The sequence below is a fragment of the Kutzneria viridogrisea DSM 43870 genome, assembly GCF_000525635.1.
In the GTDB taxonomy this organism is placed as follows: Bacteria; Actinomycetota; Actinomycetes; order Mycobacteriales; family Pseudonocardiaceae; genus Kutzneria; species Kutzneria viridogrisea.
In genome coordinates, this window is record NZ_CP007155.1 from 9,016,822 (window position 1) to 9,033,386 (window position 16,565).

Genomic DNA, 16,565 nt, shown 5'->3' on the forward strand with positions numbered 1-16,565 from the left:
GTGCGGGCGGGTCCGGGCATCGTGCTGACGGTTCCCGTGACTCGCCCGGCGGCCGGTCACACCGGACTGCGCCGAGCTGTCAGACTGACCACCCCCGTTTCGTAGGCAGCAATGACGAGTTGGGCTCGGTCACGCGCGCCGAGCTTGGCAAGCAAGTGGCTGACGTGGGTCTTCACCGTGCCGGTGCCCACGTACAACTGCTCGGCGATCTCGGCGTTGGACATGCCGCGGGCGATCAGTTCCAACACCTCACGCTCGCGGCCGGTGACGCTGTCGAGTGCCTCGGGTGCCACCGCGGGCCCGGGGCTGCGCGCCAGTTCAGCGATCAACCTGCGCGTGACCGTGGGCGCCAGCAGTGCTTCTCCTTCAGCCACGACCCTGATCCCGGCCAGCAGGTCGACGGGGCGGGTGTCCTTGAGCAGGAAGCCACTGGCCCCTGCCCGCAGCGCCGCGTACACGTAGGCATCCAGGTCGAACATCGTCAGCATCAATACCCGCACCGCTGCGGTACACGGATCACCGCAGATGAGCCGGGTGGCCTCCACCCCGTCCATCTCGGGCATCCGCACGTCCATCAGCACAACGTGGGGATGTTTGCTGCGCGCGAGCTCGACCGCCTCGCTCCCGGTCCTCGCCTCGCCAACAACGACCAGGTCGGGTTCGGCAGCGATCAGGGTGTGAAAACTGTCCCTCAGCAGCCACTGGTCATCGGCGATCAGAACGCGGGTGGCTTCGGTCACCGCGCCACCACACAAGGCAGTCGCGCCGACACAGTGAACCCGCCCTCGGGACGTGGCCCCGCAGCAAAGCTGCCGTCGTACACGGCGACTCGTTCACGCATCCCGATCAACCCGTGCCCCGAGCCCGCATTCCGGGTCGGCCGGGTCGTTCCAGTATCAGTCACCTCGATTTCCACCCCCGAACCGTCTGCTTCGACCACCACCCGGCAATCGGTCGGGGCGGCATGTCGCACCACATTCGTCAGCGCCTCCTGAAGGATTCGGTACACCGCAACATCCACGCCCTCCGGTAATCGGTCTGCTCCGCGCACCGTCGTGTCCACCCGGACACCGGCGGCCTCGGCCTGCCGCACCAGCGCAGGCAGATCAGCCAGTCCTGGTGCGGGCCGCAGTCCGCCCGCGTCCTCCACATCGGAGCGCAGAACGCCGAGCATGTACCGGAGTTCGGTCAGCGCGCTTCGGCTGGCCGTCTCGATTGCGTCCAGCGCTTCACGCGTGACAGCGCAGGAGTCGGGGCGACTCGCCAGCACGTGGTTGGCGACTCCGGACTTGACCGCGATCACGCCCATGCTGTGCGCCACGATGTCGTGCAACTCACGTGCGATGCGCAGGCGCTCGTCGGCCACCGCCTGCTCGGCCAGCCGCTCCGCCGCGCGCGCCGCGTAGACCCGTCGCTGCCGCACGGCCCCGCCCAGTACCCAGGCCGAGACGATGGCGGTCGAGCCGAGCAGCAGCAGACCGGCTGGGCTGATCGACCAGAGCCTGGTCTCCGTGGTCCGGCCTGCCAGCACGGCGGTGGCGCAGAGCAGGCCGAGCGCGAACGCGAGCGGCCACCAGTGCCTCGGCCTACTGACCGACACCGCGTACATCGCCAGCGCGGCGGGCAGGAACGGATCGGGCAACTCACCCGCGAGCATGACCGCCACCGAACCGACCATGACCAGGAGGAACACCGGCACTGGCCAGATCCTGCGCACCGCGATCGGTAGGCCAAGCGCGACCAGGGGCAGCACCGAGTGCCCCGGCTGCTGGAACACGACCGGGTACACCAGCGCCCACACGAGGTCGAGCGCTATCAGCTGCCCTCGGCTGAGCTGCCGGGAGAACAGTGATGGGGCGTCGAGTTGGACCACGGGACGACCGTAGCTCCGGGCACTGACAGTCCGCCTCTGTCTTGCGACAGAGATCCAAGCTCTGTCCCTGGGCAGATGTGCGACGGGGTCCGGTTGGGCCAGCGTGGAGGCATGAACAGGCGAGGAATGCGAGCGTTGCTCGCAGGTATGACAGCGGCAGCACTCCTCCCGCTGACCGCGGTGACGGCAACAGCGGCCACCACCCTGTCCTGGCGCGAGTGCCCAGGCGGTGGCGGGGTGGACGGCATGGAGTGCGCGACGCTGTCCGTCCCCCTGGACTGGGCGAATCCCCAGGGGCGGCAGGTCACTCTCATGCTCGGCAGGCTGCGCGCGGACGGGCCAGCCCCGTCCGTGCTGGTCAACTACGGCGGCCCTGGTGCACCAGGCACCCTGATGTTGCGCGACCGCGTTGCGTCGCCGGGCCAGCAGCCGTTCGACCGGTTACGGCACAGGATGAACGTCGTGACCTGGGACCCCCGCGGCTACGGGACGGGCGGGCTGAGCACGCCCGCACTGGACTGGTCCTGCCTGTCCCAAGGACCGATGCACGGCATCCCGGACCTGCCCGCGGACCAGGCCGCCTTCGACCGGTTGGTGGCTGAGAGCAGAGCAGAGGAGCAGGCGTGCCGCAAGCAGGACCCGGAGTTGTTCGACCACATGGACACCGCGGCCAACGTGCGGGACATGGAGGCAATCCGCCAGGCGTTGGGCGAACCACAACTGAACCTGTACATGGGTTCCTACGGCGGGGTCTACGGCCAGTCCTACGCCACCCGGTTCCCGAGCCGCGTGCGCACCATGGTGCTCGACGGGACCGGTGATCACAGCGGGAACTTTCAGCGATCACAGGAGGAATTGGCACGCGACAACCAGGTCCGCATGCGACGGTTCGCGGACTGGTGCAACCAGAACACCTCGTGTGCGTTGCACGGGAGGGCGACGGCGCAGGTGTGGCAGGAGGTCCTGACACAGGCACCGATCCCCGCCCCTTCTGTGCACGCCACCTTCAACCGCTGGACCCTGCAGCAGTTGCTGGCTGGACGGCTGATCCGCTCCGGCGAACAGGATTGGGGCAGGCTGGCCACCGACATCGCCGCGGCGAGCCGTGGTGACGCGTCTGGGTTCGCCGTGTCCCCGGAACACCCGTACCCGTCGATCGGATACCCGGTGTCGGAGTGCCGGGAGTGGCCACGGTTGCACAGCTACGCCGAGTTGGCCTCCACAGTGGCTCGGCTGGACCGCATCGACCCGGTCAGCGGTGCCGCGGGCACGATGGTCCCGTCCCTGCTGACCTGCGTGGGCTGGACAGGCTCTGTGGACAACCCACCAACGCCACTGCCCACCGGGGTCCCGCCACTGCTCGGTGTGGGGACCTGGGGTGACTTCCCCGCCACGGAGCGGGTGGCACGCCGTGTCCCGGGCAGTTCCACCATCCGTCACGACGGTCCCGGCCACGAGTTGTACGCAACGGGCAACGCGTGTGTGATCGGCGAGGTCGACCGGTACTTCCTGGATCGCGTCTTACCTGTGCCCGGCCACGCCTGCTGACGGTCACTCCCAGTATCCGGAAGTTTGTTGCCCTACCCGAAGTACTGGGACTAGCGTCCATCATGCAGGAGTTGTCGTCCACATCATGGGAGTCGCGATGTCCCGCCGGTGGCTGATCCTCGCACTCGGTCTGCTCGCCCAGGCATCAGCCAGCGCTTTCGTGTACGGCATTGCCTTCCTGGTGCCGGACATTCGCGCCGTCGAGGGTCTCTCACTTGCCGAAACCGGCGTCATCGTCTCCGCGCCGACGGTCGGCCTGCTGCTCACGCTGATCGCCTGGGGAGCAGCGGCTGACCGGTTCGGTGAGCGAGTCGTGATGGCACTGGGCTTGGGCCTCGCGGGGGTACTGCTGCTCGTGGGCACCCTGGGCTTGCACGGGGTCACCCCGTTGGTCGTGGTGCTGGTACTGGCCGGCGCGGGCAGCGCCTCGGTCAACGCCGCCAGCGGGCGGGTGGTGATGGGCTGGTTCGGCCCGGAGGAACGTGGCCTCGCGATGGGCATCAGGCAGACCGCCCAGCCGGTCGGGGTCGGCATCGCGGCGCTCTCCCTGCCGTTGCTGTCCCAGCACTTCGGGTATCGGACCGCACTGGTGTTCCCGGCAGTGCTGTGCGTGGTGGTGGCGGTACTGGTGGCAGTGCTCGTGCAGGACCCGCCGCGACCTGCGGTCAAGCCCGGTGAACGGGCGCGGTCACCGTACCGGCAGCCCGCGCTGTGGCGGGTGCACGGCGCGAGCACCTTGCTGGTGGTGCCGCAGTTCGTCATCTCCGCGTTCAGCCTGGACTACCTGGTGAGCGTGCTGCACTGGACACCGGGTGCCGCGGGCGGCTTCCTCGGCGCAGTGCAGGCCGCGGGCGCGGGCGGACGCATCGTCACCGGCGTGTGGGCGGACCGGGTCGGCAGCAGACTGCGCCCCATGCGGCAGTTGGCGGTGGCCAGCGCACTGGTCATGGGACTGCTGGCGTTGGGTGACCTCGCGGCGCCATGGCTGGTCGTCACGGTGATCGCGGTCGGTGCCGTGATCACCGTGGCGGACAACGGCCTCGGCTTCACGGCGGCGGCCGAGTTGGCGGGCAGTTCCTGGGCGGGGCGGGCACTGGGCGCGCAGAACACCGCCCAGAACATCGCCGCCGCGCTCACCCCGCCGATGCTCGGACTGCTCATCGGCGGGACGAGCTACGCGGTCGGATTCCTCACGGCCGCCGTGTTCCCGCTGCTCGCCGTGCTGGTCACACCGGTCAGCTCGGAGCGGATCAGTGCGTACGAAGACGGTCCTCAAAGTCCTGGACGAGCCCCCGCCACACGCTGACCTCGGCGTCGAACGGAGCGCTGGGCGCCAGCCGGGTCGGGTCGGGCCGCAGCACGAAGGACACCAGCCAGCCCAGCGTCTCCGAGGTGGCCAGCGCGGTGCCGACCGACTCGTCGCCAGCCCAGTCAGCGGCGTCCTCCAGCAGTTCCACAGCAAGTTCCAGCTGCACCGGGTCGACCGACTCGGGGCCCTCGGCGATGTCGTCGGCGATGCCGTTGAGCACGTAGACGTTGTCCTCGTGCACCTCGACCTCGAGCTCGCCGGCGGTGGCCTTGGTGGCGACCTCGTCCCAGGTCGACACCTGGACCAGGTCGTTGCTGGACAGCTCGCCCTTCTCGCTGAGGAAACGGGCCAGCGCCTTGGGCGAGGAGAACACGTCGATCTCGCCCTCGGAACCGAGGAAGACCGGCTTGTCGTCCAGGTAGCAGCGCAGCGAGTAGTACTCGTTGTCACCACTGATGATCTTGATGGGGTCGATGCCGACCTCGCCCCAGAAGCCGACCGGCTCCTCCGGACGGTCCTGCTCCTCGTCGTCCTCGGCAGGCGCGGCCTCGGCGGCCTCCTCGAAGGCGGCCAACTCGGCCTCGGCCCGCGCCTTGGCCTCCGCGTTCACCTCGGGCACCGACACCACGGCGTCAACCGCGTCGAGCACCTCGTCCCAGCGCTCGACGACGACCTTGGCCAGCTCGGTCCAGCGGCGCTCGCCGTCGCGACCGGTGAACGGGAACGTGCCCTGCGGCAGCAGCGCGAAGCCGTCCGCCGCGTCGAGCACCTCGTTGACCTTGTCCAGCTCACACACGTCGGCCAGCGAGCGGAGGATCGCCACCACGTCGGCCAGCTCACCCAGGGTCCAGGTGTCCGGGTCGTTGGAGACCAGCTCCGGCACGCCCACCAGGTCGAACTGGTGGTTGTCGTCCGGGACCAGCTCCACGGCGGACAGGCCGGGCAGGATGTCCCAGGCCGGGTGGTCGGCGAGATCGTGCTCGGTCTCGGTGCGCACGAAGGCGGCGAGCGCGGCGGCGTCCGGGAAGGCGTAGAGGTCCTCCTCGTGCCCGAGGAACGCCTCCCACTCCTCACCGTCCTCGCGCCAGCGCGGCGCCCACAGCGTGATCACGTCGCCCTGCGGCAGCCCGAGCTCGATCGGGACGATGTCCTGAGCCATCTGGAGACCTCCCGGTCACGACCAGCGTCGTCGGCGGAAACGATCGCAGCCTACGTGGTCACCCTCCAGGGCTCGGCACTGACCCGTTGGGCGGTACCGCCTGACGGCGGAATACTCGATCATGGACGGATGGCGGTGGCCGATGCATGGGGTCGGATCGTGCGCTGGCTTTCGTTCTACGCGCCCACCACGGGTTCTCTGTTGCGCAGCATGGCGGACAGGGAAGACGTGGTGATCCTGGAGCAGGAGATCGGGACTGAACTTCCCGACGCCCTGATCGAGTGGTGGTCGGTGTGCGGTGGAACGGAGCAGTCGGCTTTCGCCGAGGTGATCCCACCCTTCTACACACCACACGGCCCACAGGCCGCGCTGGACGCCTGGCGCGTGCAGCGCAAGCTGTGGGCCGACACCTGGGACACCCCCGACTGCGGGGTCGAGGCGGGGTCACCCGGCCGGAGCTTCCACCCCTTGTGGGTGCCCTTCGCCTTCGACGGGCTGGGTGACGCGCTGGTGATCGACCTGCGCCCCGGCGAGCTGCGCGGCTGCGTGCTGGAGTGGGACCACGAGCTCAGCCAGGCCCGCGAGCCGGAGTGGACCAGCATCGGCGAGATGCTCGACCAGGTGGCCACAGCACTGGAGGAGCGCTCCAAGGTGCGGCACAGCTTCCCCGAGACAACCACAGACGGCCGGCTGGACTGGCGCACGAACTGAGTGCGCCAGACCAGCTCAGGACGCGGTGCCCCGCAGGGTGTCGATCAACAGCGGGCCGCGCGCGGTCGAGCTCTCGGCCACCGTCACGCCCCCGGCCAGCGCTTCCACGGCGCTGGGCACGGCCTCGGGCGTGTCGGTGTGCAGCTCCAGCAGCGGCTGGCCCTTGCTGACCCGCTCACCCGGCTTGGCCAGGCAGAGCACGCCAGCGCCGTGCTGCACCGGGTCCTCCTTGCGCGCCCGCCCCGCGCCGAGCCGCCACGCGGCGACGCCCACCGCGTAGGCGTCCAGCTCGACGAGCACTCCGTCCTCCGGCGCCTCGACCACGTGCACGTGACCGGCCGTGGGCAGTGCGGCCTCGGGGTCGCCGCCCTGTGCGCTGATCATGCGGCACCACACCTCGTAGGCCTGCCCCGAGGCGAGCACCTTGGCCGGGTCCACATCGGACAGTCCGGCCAGCGCGAGCATCTCGGTCGCCAGCGCCACGGTCAGGTCGACCACGTCGGCGGGCCCGCCACCCTGCAGCACCGCCACGGACTCGGCCACCTCGACCGCGTTGCCCACGGCGTTGCCCAGCGGCACCGACATGTCCGTGAGCAGCGCGCTGGTGCGCACGCCGTGCTCGTCACCGATCCCGACCAGGGCGTGGGCCAGGGCGGTGGCGTCGGTGAGGTTCTTCATGAACGCGCCGGAGCCGACCTTCACGTCCAGCACGAGCGCGTCGGCGCCCTCGGCGATCTTCTTGCTCATGATCGAGCTGGCGATCAGCGGGATGGCCTCGACGGTGCCGGTCACGTCGCGCAGTGCGTACAGCTTGCGGTCGGCGGGGGCGAGTCCTTCGGTGGCAGCGCAGATCACGGCGCCGACCGAGGACAGCTGGGCGCTGATCTGCTCGGTGCTCAACTGCGCGCGCCAGCCCGGGATGGATTCGAGCTTGTCCAGGGTGCCGCCGGTGTGGCCCAGCCCGCGGCCCGACAGCTGCGGCACGGCGGCGCCACACGCGGCCACCAGCGGGGCCAGCGGCAGCGTGATCTTGTCGCCGACCCCGCCGGTGGAGTGCTTGTCCACGGTGGGCCGGTCCACGGAGAGCGAGAGCCGCTCGCCGGAGTTGATCATGGCCTGGGTCCAGCGCGCGGTCTCCCCCGCGTCCATGCCGTTGAGCAGGATCGCCATGGCCAGCGCGGACATCTGCTCGTCGGCGACCTCACCGCGGGTGTACGCGGCGACGACCCAGTCGATCTGCTCCTCGGTGAGCCGGGCGCGGTCGCGCTTGGCCCGGATGACATCAACGGCGGAAAAACGGCTCACGGCAGGTCCTCTGGTCCAAAGGCGTCGGGCAGCACATCACGCATGGGCAGCACGCCGCGCGGCGTGTCGACCAGGCAGTCGGGGCCACCCAACTCGTACAGCACCTGACGGCAGCGGCCACAGGGCATGAGCAGTTCGCCCTTGCCACTGCGGCAGGCGACCGCGACGAACCGGCCGCCGCCGGTGAGCCGGAGCTGGCCCGCCATGGTGCACTCGGCGCACAGGGCCACCCCGTACGCGGCGTTCTCCACGTTGCAGCCAACGACAACGCGCCCGTCCTCACACAGCGCGGCGGAGCCGACCTGCAACCCGGAGTACGGGCAGTAGGCGCTGGCCGCCGCCTCGACGGCGGCGGCCCTCAGCACATCCCAGTCCACAGTGGACATCTAGCTGCCCTGTCCTCGTCGGTAGATCAGCCCGTCGGCCGCGGGCATTCGCAATCGTTGGGCCGAGGCCGCGAGCACCACGATCGTCACGATGTGCGGCAGGTAGGCGGTCAGCTCGGTGGGCAGGTCGTCAACGGCCAGGTAGATCCCGTAGAGCACCAGCCCACTCACCCCGGCGACACCGGCCATGATCCAGCGCTTGCGGAACAACTGCACCAGCATGATCACCCAGCAGAACAGGGCTACCCCGTAGAACAGGCCGAGCACCGTCTTGCCGTTGGTCAGGGTCTGCAGGCCGTCGGAGTAGCCGAACAGCGCGGCGCCGCCGAGCAGCCCGCCCGGCCGCCAGTTGCCGAAGATCATCGCGGCCAGGCCGATGTAGCCGCGGCCGTTGGTCTGGTTCTCCAGGTACCCGTTCTGGCCGGGGGCCAGCACCATGGCCGCGCCGCCCAGCCCGGCCAGCGCGCCGGAGACGATCACCGCGAGGTACTTCTGCCGGTACACGTTGACGCCCAGCGACTCGGCGGCCACCGGGTTCTCCCCGCAGGACCGCAGCCGCAGGCCGAACCGGGTGTGCCACAGCAGCAGGTAGCTGGCCACCAGCAGCACCACGGTGAGCATGGTCAGCGGCGACACCCCGCTGACCAGCCCGCGCAGCACCCCGGCCACGTCGGAGAGCACGTAGCGCTGCTGCTGTTCCAGGTCGGCGAGCCAGCCCGCGAGCGGCTGCGCCGAGTAGGTGTCGAAGGGCTCGACCCTGGGCGACTGCCTCGGGTTGTGCGACACCGGGAAGAAGATCAGCGTCGACAGGTACTTGGCCACGCCGGCGCCGAGCAGGTTGATGGCCACACCGGAGACGATGTGGTTGACCCCGAAGGACACCGTGGCGACCGCGTGCAGCAGGCCGCCGAGCGCACCAAGCACCGCACCGCCGATCACCGCGGCGACCGGTCCCCAGTGGTAACCGGCCCAGGCGGCTCCCCAGGTGCCGAGGATCATCATGCCCTCGAGACCGATGTTGACCACGCCCGCGCGCTCGGCCCACAGACCGCCCAGCCCGGCGAGCAGGATCGGCACGGCCAGCTGCACACCGGCCTGCACCGTGGAGGAGGCGGTGATCGAGGGCAGCCCGGTCAGGTCCGCGGTGACGGTCAGCATCACCACGGCCAGCGCGGTCCACAGCACGCCGCGGCCCCAGCTGGGCAGGCGACTGCCGCGTGGGGTCGTCGGGACCGTGGTCTCCGGCATCGTGATCATGCGGCACCTCCTGCCGCCGCCGCGAGCTGCCTGCCGACCCTGCGTTGCTCGGCGGCCAGCTCCAGCCTGCGGATGACTTCGTAGGACACGACCACCGACAGCACGATGGCCCCCTGCATGATCGTCACGATCTCCCTCGGCACGCCGACGTTGTCCAGGGACACGGCCGACTGGTCCAGGAACGCCCACAGCAGCGCGCCGAACGCGATGCCGCCGGGGTTGTTCCGACCCAGCAGCGCGACCGCGATGCCGGTGAACCCGTAGCCCTGCGGGGAGATCTGGGTGTAGGTGTGGTCTCGGCCGAGCAGCTCCGGCAGGGCGGTGAGCCCGGCGATCGCGCCCGACAGCAGCATCGCGATGACGATCATGCGCTTGGCGTTGACGCCACCGGCGGTCGCGGCCGTGGGCGATTCGCCGGAGGCGCGCAGCTCGAAACCGAACCGGGTGCGGTTGAGCATCACCCAGTAGCCGACACCGGCCAGGATCGCGATCACGACGAACCCGAAGATCGTGCCGTGCTCACCGAGCGAGATGCCGGGGATCCAGCCGGACTGCGGCACGTTCCTGGTGCCGATGTTGTTGCCGTTGAGCACGCCGAAGGCCCGCTGGCTGATCAGCAGCGCGATGATGCCGATGGACAGCGCGTTGAGCATGATCGTGGTGATGACCTCGCTGACGCCACGGGTCACCTTGAGGATCGCCGGGATCGCCGCGTAGGCGGCACCCGCGACCATCGCCGTCACGATGATCAGCAGCGGCTCCAGCACCGGCGGCAGGTTGGTCGAGCCGCCGACGATCGCGCCCGCGACGGCACCGATCCGGTACTGGCCCTCGACACCGATGTTGAACAGGTTCATCTTGAACCCGATCGCCACGGCGATGCCGATCAGGTAGTAGATGGTGGCGCTGTTGACGATGTCCACGGCGGTGGTGCCCTTGCCCACCTGCGTGACCATCGCGGCCAGCGCGCTGCCCGGGCTGCCGCCGGAGATCAGCAGCGCGATGGTGCACAGCAGCGCCGAGAAGGCGATCGCCAGCACGGGCGGCAGCAACTTGCCCCGCAACGCGGTCATTCTGACTCACCTCCCGCGACGCCGGCACCGGTCATCGCGCTGCCCAGGTCTTCGGGGGTCACGGTGGCCGGGTCGGCGTCGGCGACCAGCCGCCCGCGCAGCATCACCTTGATCGTGTCGGACAGGCCGATCAGCTCGTCCAGGTCGGCGGAGACCAGCAGCACCGCCAGCCCCTCGGCGCGGGCCTGCTTGATCTGCTCCCAGATCAGCGCCTGCGCGCCCACGTCCACGCCGCGGGTCGGGTGCGAGGCGATCAGCAGCACCGGTTCGCCGGACAGCTCCCTGCCCACGATCAGCTTCTGCTGGTTGCCGCCGGACAGCGCCGCCGCGGGCACCTCGATGCCGGGGGTGCGCACGTCGAAGCGCTCCACGATGCGCCGGGTGTCGGCCCTGGCCCCCTCCACGTCCAGCCAGCGGCCGGTCGAGGTGGGCTTGCGGGTCTGGAAGCCCAGGATCCGGTTGAACCACAGGGACTGGGTCAGCAGCAGCCCGTGCCGGTGGCGGTCCTCGGGCACGTAGCCGATGCCTGCCTCGCGGCGCTTGAGCGTGCCCTGCCCGGTCAGGTCGTTGATCTTGCCGTCCCGGTCGACCAGCAGCACCTTGCCGGAGTCGGCGTGCCGCATGCCCATGATCGCCTCGACCAGCTCGGTCTGGCCGTTGCCCTCGACCCCGGCGATGCCCACGACCTCACCGGCGTGCACCGCGAGGTCGATCTCGTCCAGCACCGGTCGGCCCGAGCCGTCCTCGGCGGACAGCCGCAGCCCGGCCACGGTCAGCACGGCCCGGTCGGTGACCGTGGAGTCGCGCGTCTCCGGGCTGGGCAGCTCGCTGCCGACCATCATCTCGGCCAGCTGGCGGGAGGTCACCGACTTGGGGTCGGCGGTGCCCACGGTGGTGCCTCTGCGGATCACGGTCACGCTGTCCGCGATGGCCCGCACCTCGTCCAGCTTGTGCGAGATGAACAGGAACGTGAAGCCCTGCTCGCGCATGCCGCGCAGGGTGTCGAACAGCTCGTCGACCTCCTGCGGCACGAGCACCGCGGTCGGCTCGTCCAGGATGATGATCTTGGCGCCGCGGTAGAGCACCTTGAGGATCTCCACCCGCTGCCGGTCGGCGACGCCCAGCTGCTCGATCAGCACGTCCGGGTCCACCCGCAGTCCGGTGCGCCCGGCCAGCTCGGCGACCCTGGCCCGCGCGCGCCGGCCGATGCCGTGCAGGGACTCGGCGCCGAGCACGACGTTCTCCAGCACGGTCAGGTTGTCGGCCAGCATGAAGTGCTGGTGCACCATGCCGATACCGGCCTTGATGGCCTCGGCGGGCGACTTGAACCGGACCTGCTCGCCGTCCACCTCGATGGTGCCCTCGTCCGGCTGCTGCATGCCGTAGAGGATCTTCATCAGGGTGGACTTGCCCGCACCGTTCTCACCGCACAGGGCGTGCACCTCACCCCGGCGGACGGTCAGTGCGATGTCACTGTTGGCGACGACACCGGGGAACCGCTTGGTGATCCCGGTGAGCACGACGGCCGGGTGCTCGGTCGCACCACCGGCCGTCACGGGAGGGGAACTCAATCTGACTCCTTAGAGCACGACCGCGGGCCCGGGCAGGGTAGCCCGGACCCGCGGTGGTGTCGCTACGCAGGCGGCGTGACCGCGCGTGACCTGTGCTTGCGCTCAGCTACCTGCCGGGACGGTCGGGACCTTGATCGCGCCGGAGACGATCTGCGCCTTGTAGGCGTCGACGACCTTCTTGATGTCGTCCACCTTGCCGCCGGAGGTGGAGTAGTCCACACCGCCCGCGGCCAGGTCGAACACCTTCGGCAGGGCGCTCAGGTCGTTGCCCGCGACCGCCCGCAGGAAGTCGAACACCGCGACGTCGACCCGCTTCATCATCGAGGACAGGATGATGTCCTTGTCGTCGGCGACGCCGGGCTGCTTGTACTGGTCGGAGTCCACGCCGATGGCCCAGGCACCGGACTTGGCCTTGACCGCGTCGAAGATGCCCTTGCCGGAGTTGCCCGCCGCCTGGTAGATCACGTCGGCACCCGCGGCCAGCTCGCCCTCGGCCTTCAGCTTGCCCTTGTCGGGGGCCTGGAACCCGGTGAAGTCACCGGCCGGGGTGATGTACTGCTCCTCGATCTTGATGTCCTTGGCCGCGGTCTTGGCGCCCAGGTCGAAGCCCGCCTGGAACTTCTGGATCAGCGGCACCTTGACGCCGCCGACGAAGCCCACGTGGCAGGACTTGCTCTTGTAGGCGGCGATGACGCCGACCAGGAAGGAGCCCTGCTCCTCGGTGAAGGTCAGCGGGGTCACGTTGGCCGCGCCGTCCACCGCGGAGTCCACGATGGCGAACTTGGTGTTCGGGAACTCCTTGGCGACCTTGCCCAGCGCCGGGGCGTAGGCGAACCCGACGGTGATGATCGGGTTGTAGCCGTCCTGCGCGAGCTGGCGCAGGCGGGCCTCCTTGGCCGAGTCGGCCTCGTTGGGGGCCGCGGTGGTCTCCTTGATCTCCTTGACGCCCAGGTCGGACTTGGCCTTGTCCAGGCCGGCCGCCGCCGCGTCGTTGAAGGAGGCGTCGCCGCGCCCGCCGATGTCGTAGGCCAGGCCGACCTTCAGCGCACTGGCGTCGACCTTCTTGTCCGAGGTCGTCGTGCTGGTCGTGGCCGCCGCGTCGGCGGGCGGCGTGGCCAGGGTGCAGCCACTGCCCTGGGCGGAGTTGGTGCCACCGCCACCGGTCCCCCCGCTGTCCTTGGCACAAGCGGCCAGCGAGACCACGCTGGTCAGCGCGACCGCCATGACCGCCACTCCACGCATACGACGCACGGTTGCCCCTCTCTGTCTGCTCGTCGAGCAGCGATGCACCGACCACTGTCGTCGGCATGCCTAGCTTGGTGAGGGCGAAACCGTACCCCTCGGTAGCCAAGAGCCGACACTGGTCACGGTGCGTGTGACCGAATCGTTGGCGCCACTCGAACCATCCGAACGTGTGGTGTCACGCAGAGTGACGTGGAACCGGTGGGACGGCCTGCGCATCGGAGGTGCGGCAGGATGAGGGGGATGGCGGGGAGGCGCTGGTGAGCAAGATCAATACCAATCCGGAGCACATGAGGCGCTCCGGGAACAAGCTCGTCAGCTTCGGGGAGAAGATCTCCGCGGGCGGCGAGAAGATGGAGTCCGCTGGCCAGCGGCTGCTCTCCCACGCCGGTTCGGACCGCTCCGGGTTCGGCTCGGTCATCACCAAGTGCTTCGGGCGCGGACTGGAGATCGGCGGCAAGGTCTTCAAGGAGGGCGGCCGGGTCACCTCGACCGCGGGCAAGCACCTGGGCACCACCGCCGATCTGCACGAAGAGGCAGACCACCAGGGTGCCCGCGGCCTCAAGGCGCACGAGAAGTCGGCCAAGGACCCGCACGTGAAGGGCTCCGGCGGCGAGACGAAACCCTCCTCGGCTTCCGGCGGCGGAGGTGGCGGCGGCGGCAAGCAGCCGCCCAAGCTGCCCACCGGGGGCGGCGGGGAGGGGCACCACGGCGGGGGTGAAGGCTCAGGCGGTGGCGGTGGCAAGGACCACCAGCCGCAGCGGCTGCGCGGGGACCTCAACGACCCCACGCCCGGCACCCGCAAGCCACCATCGGCCACGGAGCGGTCCGACGACATCAAGCAGTTGCCCCCCGCCAAGGACCCCGGGCACGCACCGCAGACCGGCGAGCACGGCCCCACCAACCCCAGCCGCGGCGCGGTCCTGGAGCGGATCGACCCCAAGAGCCACCGCGTGACGACCGACGAGAACGGGCTGATCCGGACGGTCGACGGCAAGCCGGTGAAGGACTACCTCGACGGGCGGGCCCAGGAGCGGGCGTCGGTGATCGGCGAACACGCGCACAAGAAGGACGGCCCGTGCTCGGCGCTGGCGATGGACCTGAAGACCGGCACGATCACGGAGGGCGTGAACGGCCGGCCCAACCACGTGCTCAAGGAGGAGGACCTGCACCCACTCCTCCAGGACAACTACAAGAACATGGCCGACTGGAAGCACCCCGTTGTCGACAAGGACGGCAGCGTGACGCACACCTTCGACGGCCAGGTCCACCACGACAAGCCGCTGCGGCACGCCGAGGTGAAGGCGACCAACGAGTTGTTGTGGGAGCGGGAGCGCAACCGCGGGCCGAATGACCCGCCCCTGGATCAGAGCACGCTGAAGGAGCTCCGCTTCGACCCGCGGTTCATCCGCAACAGCGGCGAGCACATGCAGGTCGGCGGCTCCGCTGCGGCGTGCGGGAACTGCGACAACATCCTGCACAACGTGCCCAGCTACTCTGGCCGCTTCTCCTACCACCCCCAAGACCATCGGTACAACCGGCATTCGACTGCGGACTGGTGACGGCAATGCGTGTCAATCGAGACGAGACGGAGATGACCCCGGGACTGGTCGTCGTCCACAATGGCCAGCCGTTCACCGGGGAACTCGTGGATGTGGCGGCGGACGGCACGGTCACCGGGCTGACCACCTACCGGGACGGGATCGAGGACGGGCCGCAGTGGGAGCGGTACCCCGACGGCCGTCCGCAGCTGGAGGGCCAGTGCGACTACGGCTCGGCGGTCGGCGAGTGGCGTGAGTGGCACCCCAACGGGCAGTTGTCCGAGCACACGGTCTTCGACAGGTGGGGCGATGTCCGGCGCAGGCAGCGCTGGGACGCGGACGGGACGCTGACCGACGACGAGACCTCGGACGGCGCGCACGGCGGCGAGTGGTAGCGGTGCGGCGCATCGACGTCGAGGGGGACGACGTCGGCTGGGACGACGGGCAACGCCTGCCGCACAACGGAAAGCCGTTCACCGGCGAAGCGGTGGTGCACGGCTGGTCCGGTGCGGTGGTCTCGCTGGTGACCTACCTCGACGGCCTTGAGGACGGCCTCCGACGCGAGTGGTACGAGGAAGGGCAGCTCAAGTCAGAACTGTTGGTGCACAGGGGAATCGTGCAGGGCACCGCCCGCGAGTGGCACGAGAACGGCCAACTGGCAAGGGAACGGCACTTCGACGAACGTGGCAACCTCACGACGGAGTGCCAGTGGGACGAGAACGGCCACCCCGTCCCCAGGAGCTGACCGATGCACGCGAATGACATCGCGGAGCTGGCGCGCCGGGGCCAGGCGCGGGGTTACGAGGCGATCGTCGAGGCAACGGCCCAGGGCGGCCCGACGTGGTGGTACGACTCGCTGACCGATCCGAGCCGCGGGGCGGAGGAGGTCGTCGAGCGGCTCGCGACGGCGCTGGCGGCCGGGGCGGACGCGGCGTACGACAACGGGACGGAGTGGTTGCGGCTCAAGGCGATCGGCGCACTGCGGGGATTCGCGGAGCGCCACTACCTGGCGTGCCGCGTGGACTTCGCCGAGGAGTCGGTGCCGGGGACGGCGGCTCGTCCGGTGACCGACTGGTACCCGGACGGCAGGCCGCGGCGGACCGGGCACCTGCGGGCGGGTGAGCGGGTGGGCCTGTGGCGGGAGTGGTACCCGAGCGGGCGTCCCGCGTGGGAGCGGCGGCCGGACGGTGCGGAAGTCCGGTGGCGGGACGAGGACTTCCTCAGCGTGGACTTCGAGGACACGGTGCTGACCCCGGGCCTGCTGGTGGAGCACGAGGGCACGTGGTTCACCGGTGAGCAGGTCGCCTGGGAGCACGGCCGGGTGGAGGCGATCACCGGGTACAGCGGGGGCATGGAGGACGGGCCGCAGTGGGAGTGGTACCCGGACGGCCGACTGCGGTCGGAGGGTCAGTGCGTACGGGGCGGGGCGGTCGGGCAGTGGCGTGCATGGCACCCCAACGGGCAGTTGGCCGAGCGCACCGTCTTCGACAGGTGGGGCGATGTCCGGCGCAGGCAGTGCTGGGACACCGACGGAACGTTGACCAAGGACGAGACCTCTGATGGCCTGCACGGCGGCGAGTGGTGACCAGG

At 69.9% G+C, this 16,565-nt stretch carries 16 protein-coding genes; 7 read left to right on the forward strand and 9 right to left on the reverse strand.

Annotation, left to right across the window (positions count from 1 at the left end; translation table 11 throughout):
- Positions 1-56: 56 nt before the first annotated feature.
- Positions 57-740 carry a response regulator gene (locus KALB_RS39405; protein WP_025361188.1) on the reverse strand — a complete coding sequence of 228 codons (684 nt, stop codon included), beginning with the start codon at positions 738-740 and terminating at the stop codon, positions 57-59.
- Positions 737-1,873, reverse strand: a complete 1,137-nt coding sequence (locus KALB_RS39410) for a sensor histidine kinase (RefSeq protein WP_025361189.1) — start codon at positions 1,871-1,873, stop codon at positions 737-739. The genes KALB_RS39405 and KALB_RS39410 overlap by 4 nt, the downstream gene beginning before the upstream one ends.
- A gap of 147 nt (positions 1,874-2,020) precedes the next feature.
- On the opposite strand from KALB_RS39410, the gene KALB_RS39415 reads away from it, so the two are divergent.
- Both KALB_RS39415 and KALB_RS39420 read left to right on the forward strand, forming a co-directional pair.
- Positions 2,021-3,421: an alpha/beta fold hydrolase gene (locus tag KALB_RS39415; RefSeq protein ID WP_030110656.1), complete on the forward strand. Its 1,401-nt coding sequence runs from the start codon at positions 2,021-2,023 to the stop codon at positions 3,419-3,421.
- 85 nt (positions 3,422-3,506) lie between these two features.
- Positions 3,507-4,727, forward strand: coding sequence for an MFS transporter (locus KALB_RS39420; protein WP_042221291.1), 1,221 nt, complete (start codon positions 3,507-3,509; stop codon positions 4,725-4,727).
- On the opposite strand, the gene KALB_RS39425 is transcribed toward KALB_RS39420, so the two are convergent.
- Positions 4,672-5,889 (reverse strand): SatS C-terminal domain-containing protein, encoded by a 1,218-nt coding sequence (locus KALB_RS39425; RefSeq protein ID WP_025361192.1) that lies wholly within the window; start codon positions 5,887-5,889, stop codon positions 4,672-4,674. The two genes, KALB_RS39420 and KALB_RS39425, sit on opposite strands and share 56 nt — an antisense overlap.
- Before the next feature lie 129 nt (positions 5,890-6,018).
- Between KALB_RS39425 and KALB_RS39430 the strand changes: the two genes are divergently transcribed.
- Positions 6,019-6,600, forward strand: coding sequence for an SMI1/KNR4 family protein (locus tag KALB_RS39430; protein WP_025361193.1), 582 nt, complete (start codon positions 6,019-6,021; stop codon positions 6,598-6,600).
- 15 nt (positions 6,601-6,615) lie between these two features.
- On the opposite strand, the gene KALB_RS39435 is transcribed toward KALB_RS39430, so the two are convergent.
- The 6 genes from KALB_RS39435 to KALB_RS39460 all read right to left on the reverse strand — a co-directional run bounded on the left by KALB_RS39435 (position 6,616) and on the right by KALB_RS39460 (position 13,434).
- The gene (locus KALB_RS39435; protein ID WP_025361194.1) at positions 6,616-7,905 is read right to left on the reverse strand and encodes a thymidine phosphorylase; all 1,290 of its coding nucleotides are present in this window, start codon (positions 7,903-7,905) and stop codon (positions 6,616-6,618) included.
- Positions 7,902-8,291 carry a cytidine deaminase gene (locus KALB_RS39440; protein ID WP_025361195.1) on the reverse strand — a complete coding sequence of 130 codons (390 nt, stop codon included), beginning with the start codon at positions 8,289-8,291 and terminating at the stop codon, positions 7,902-7,904. Before KALB_RS39440 ends, KALB_RS39435 begins: the two co-directional genes overlap by 4 nt.
- A complete protein-coding gene (locus tag KALB_RS39445; RefSeq protein WP_025361196.1) occupies positions 8,292-9,548 on the reverse strand; it encodes an ABC transporter permease in 1,257 nt (418 codons plus the stop codon).
- Positions 9,545-10,621, reverse strand: coding sequence for an ABC transporter permease (locus KALB_RS39450; protein ID WP_025361197.1), 1,077 nt, complete (start codon positions 10,619-10,621; stop codon positions 9,545-9,547). The genes KALB_RS39445 and KALB_RS39450 overlap by 4 nt, the downstream gene beginning before the upstream one ends.
- A complete protein-coding gene (locus KALB_RS39455) occupies positions 10,618-12,192 on the reverse strand; it encodes an ABC transporter ATP-binding protein (RefSeq protein ID WP_148309827.1) in 1,575 nt (524 codons plus the stop codon). The genes KALB_RS39450 and KALB_RS39455 overlap by 4 nt, the downstream gene beginning before the upstream one ends.
- A gap of 102 nt (positions 12,193-12,294) precedes the next feature.
- Complete coding sequence (locus tag KALB_RS39460) at positions 12,295-13,434, reverse strand: BMP family lipoprotein (protein WP_025361199.1); 1,140 nt, start codon at positions 13,432-13,434, stop codon at positions 12,295-12,297.
- A gap of 260 nt (positions 13,435-13,694) precedes the next feature.
- Here KALB_RS39460 and KALB_RS47275 point away from each other — a divergent pair, with 260 nt between their 5' ends.
- From KALB_RS47275 to KALB_RS46085, 4 genes are read left to right on the forward strand one after another with little or no spacing between them, the layout of a single operon-like run.
- Positions 13,695-14,996: a YwqJ-related putative deaminase gene (locus tag KALB_RS47275; protein WP_148309828.1), complete on the forward strand. Its 1,302-nt coding sequence runs from the start codon at positions 13,695-13,697 to the stop codon at positions 14,994-14,996.
- Positions 14,997-15,001: 5 nt separating this feature from the next.
- Positions 15,002-15,370 (forward strand): toxin-antitoxin system YwqK family antitoxin, encoded by a 369-nt coding sequence (locus tag KALB_RS39470; protein ID WP_025361201.1) that lies wholly within the window; start codon positions 15,002-15,004, stop codon positions 15,368-15,370.
- Positions 15,371-15,372: 2 nt separating this feature from the next.
- On the forward strand, positions 15,373-15,720 hold the full coding sequence (locus tag KALB_RS39475; protein WP_030110653.1) for a toxin-antitoxin system YwqK family antitoxin: 348 nt from the start codon (positions 15,373-15,375) through the stop codon (positions 15,718-15,720).
- A 3-nt stretch (positions 15,721-15,723) separates the two neighbouring features.
- On the forward strand, positions 15,724-16,560 hold the full coding sequence (locus KALB_RS46085; protein ID WP_025361203.1) for a toxin-antitoxin system YwqK family antitoxin: 837 nt from the start codon (positions 15,724-15,726) through the stop codon (positions 16,558-16,560).
- Positions 16,561-16,565 lie beyond the last annotated feature (5 nt).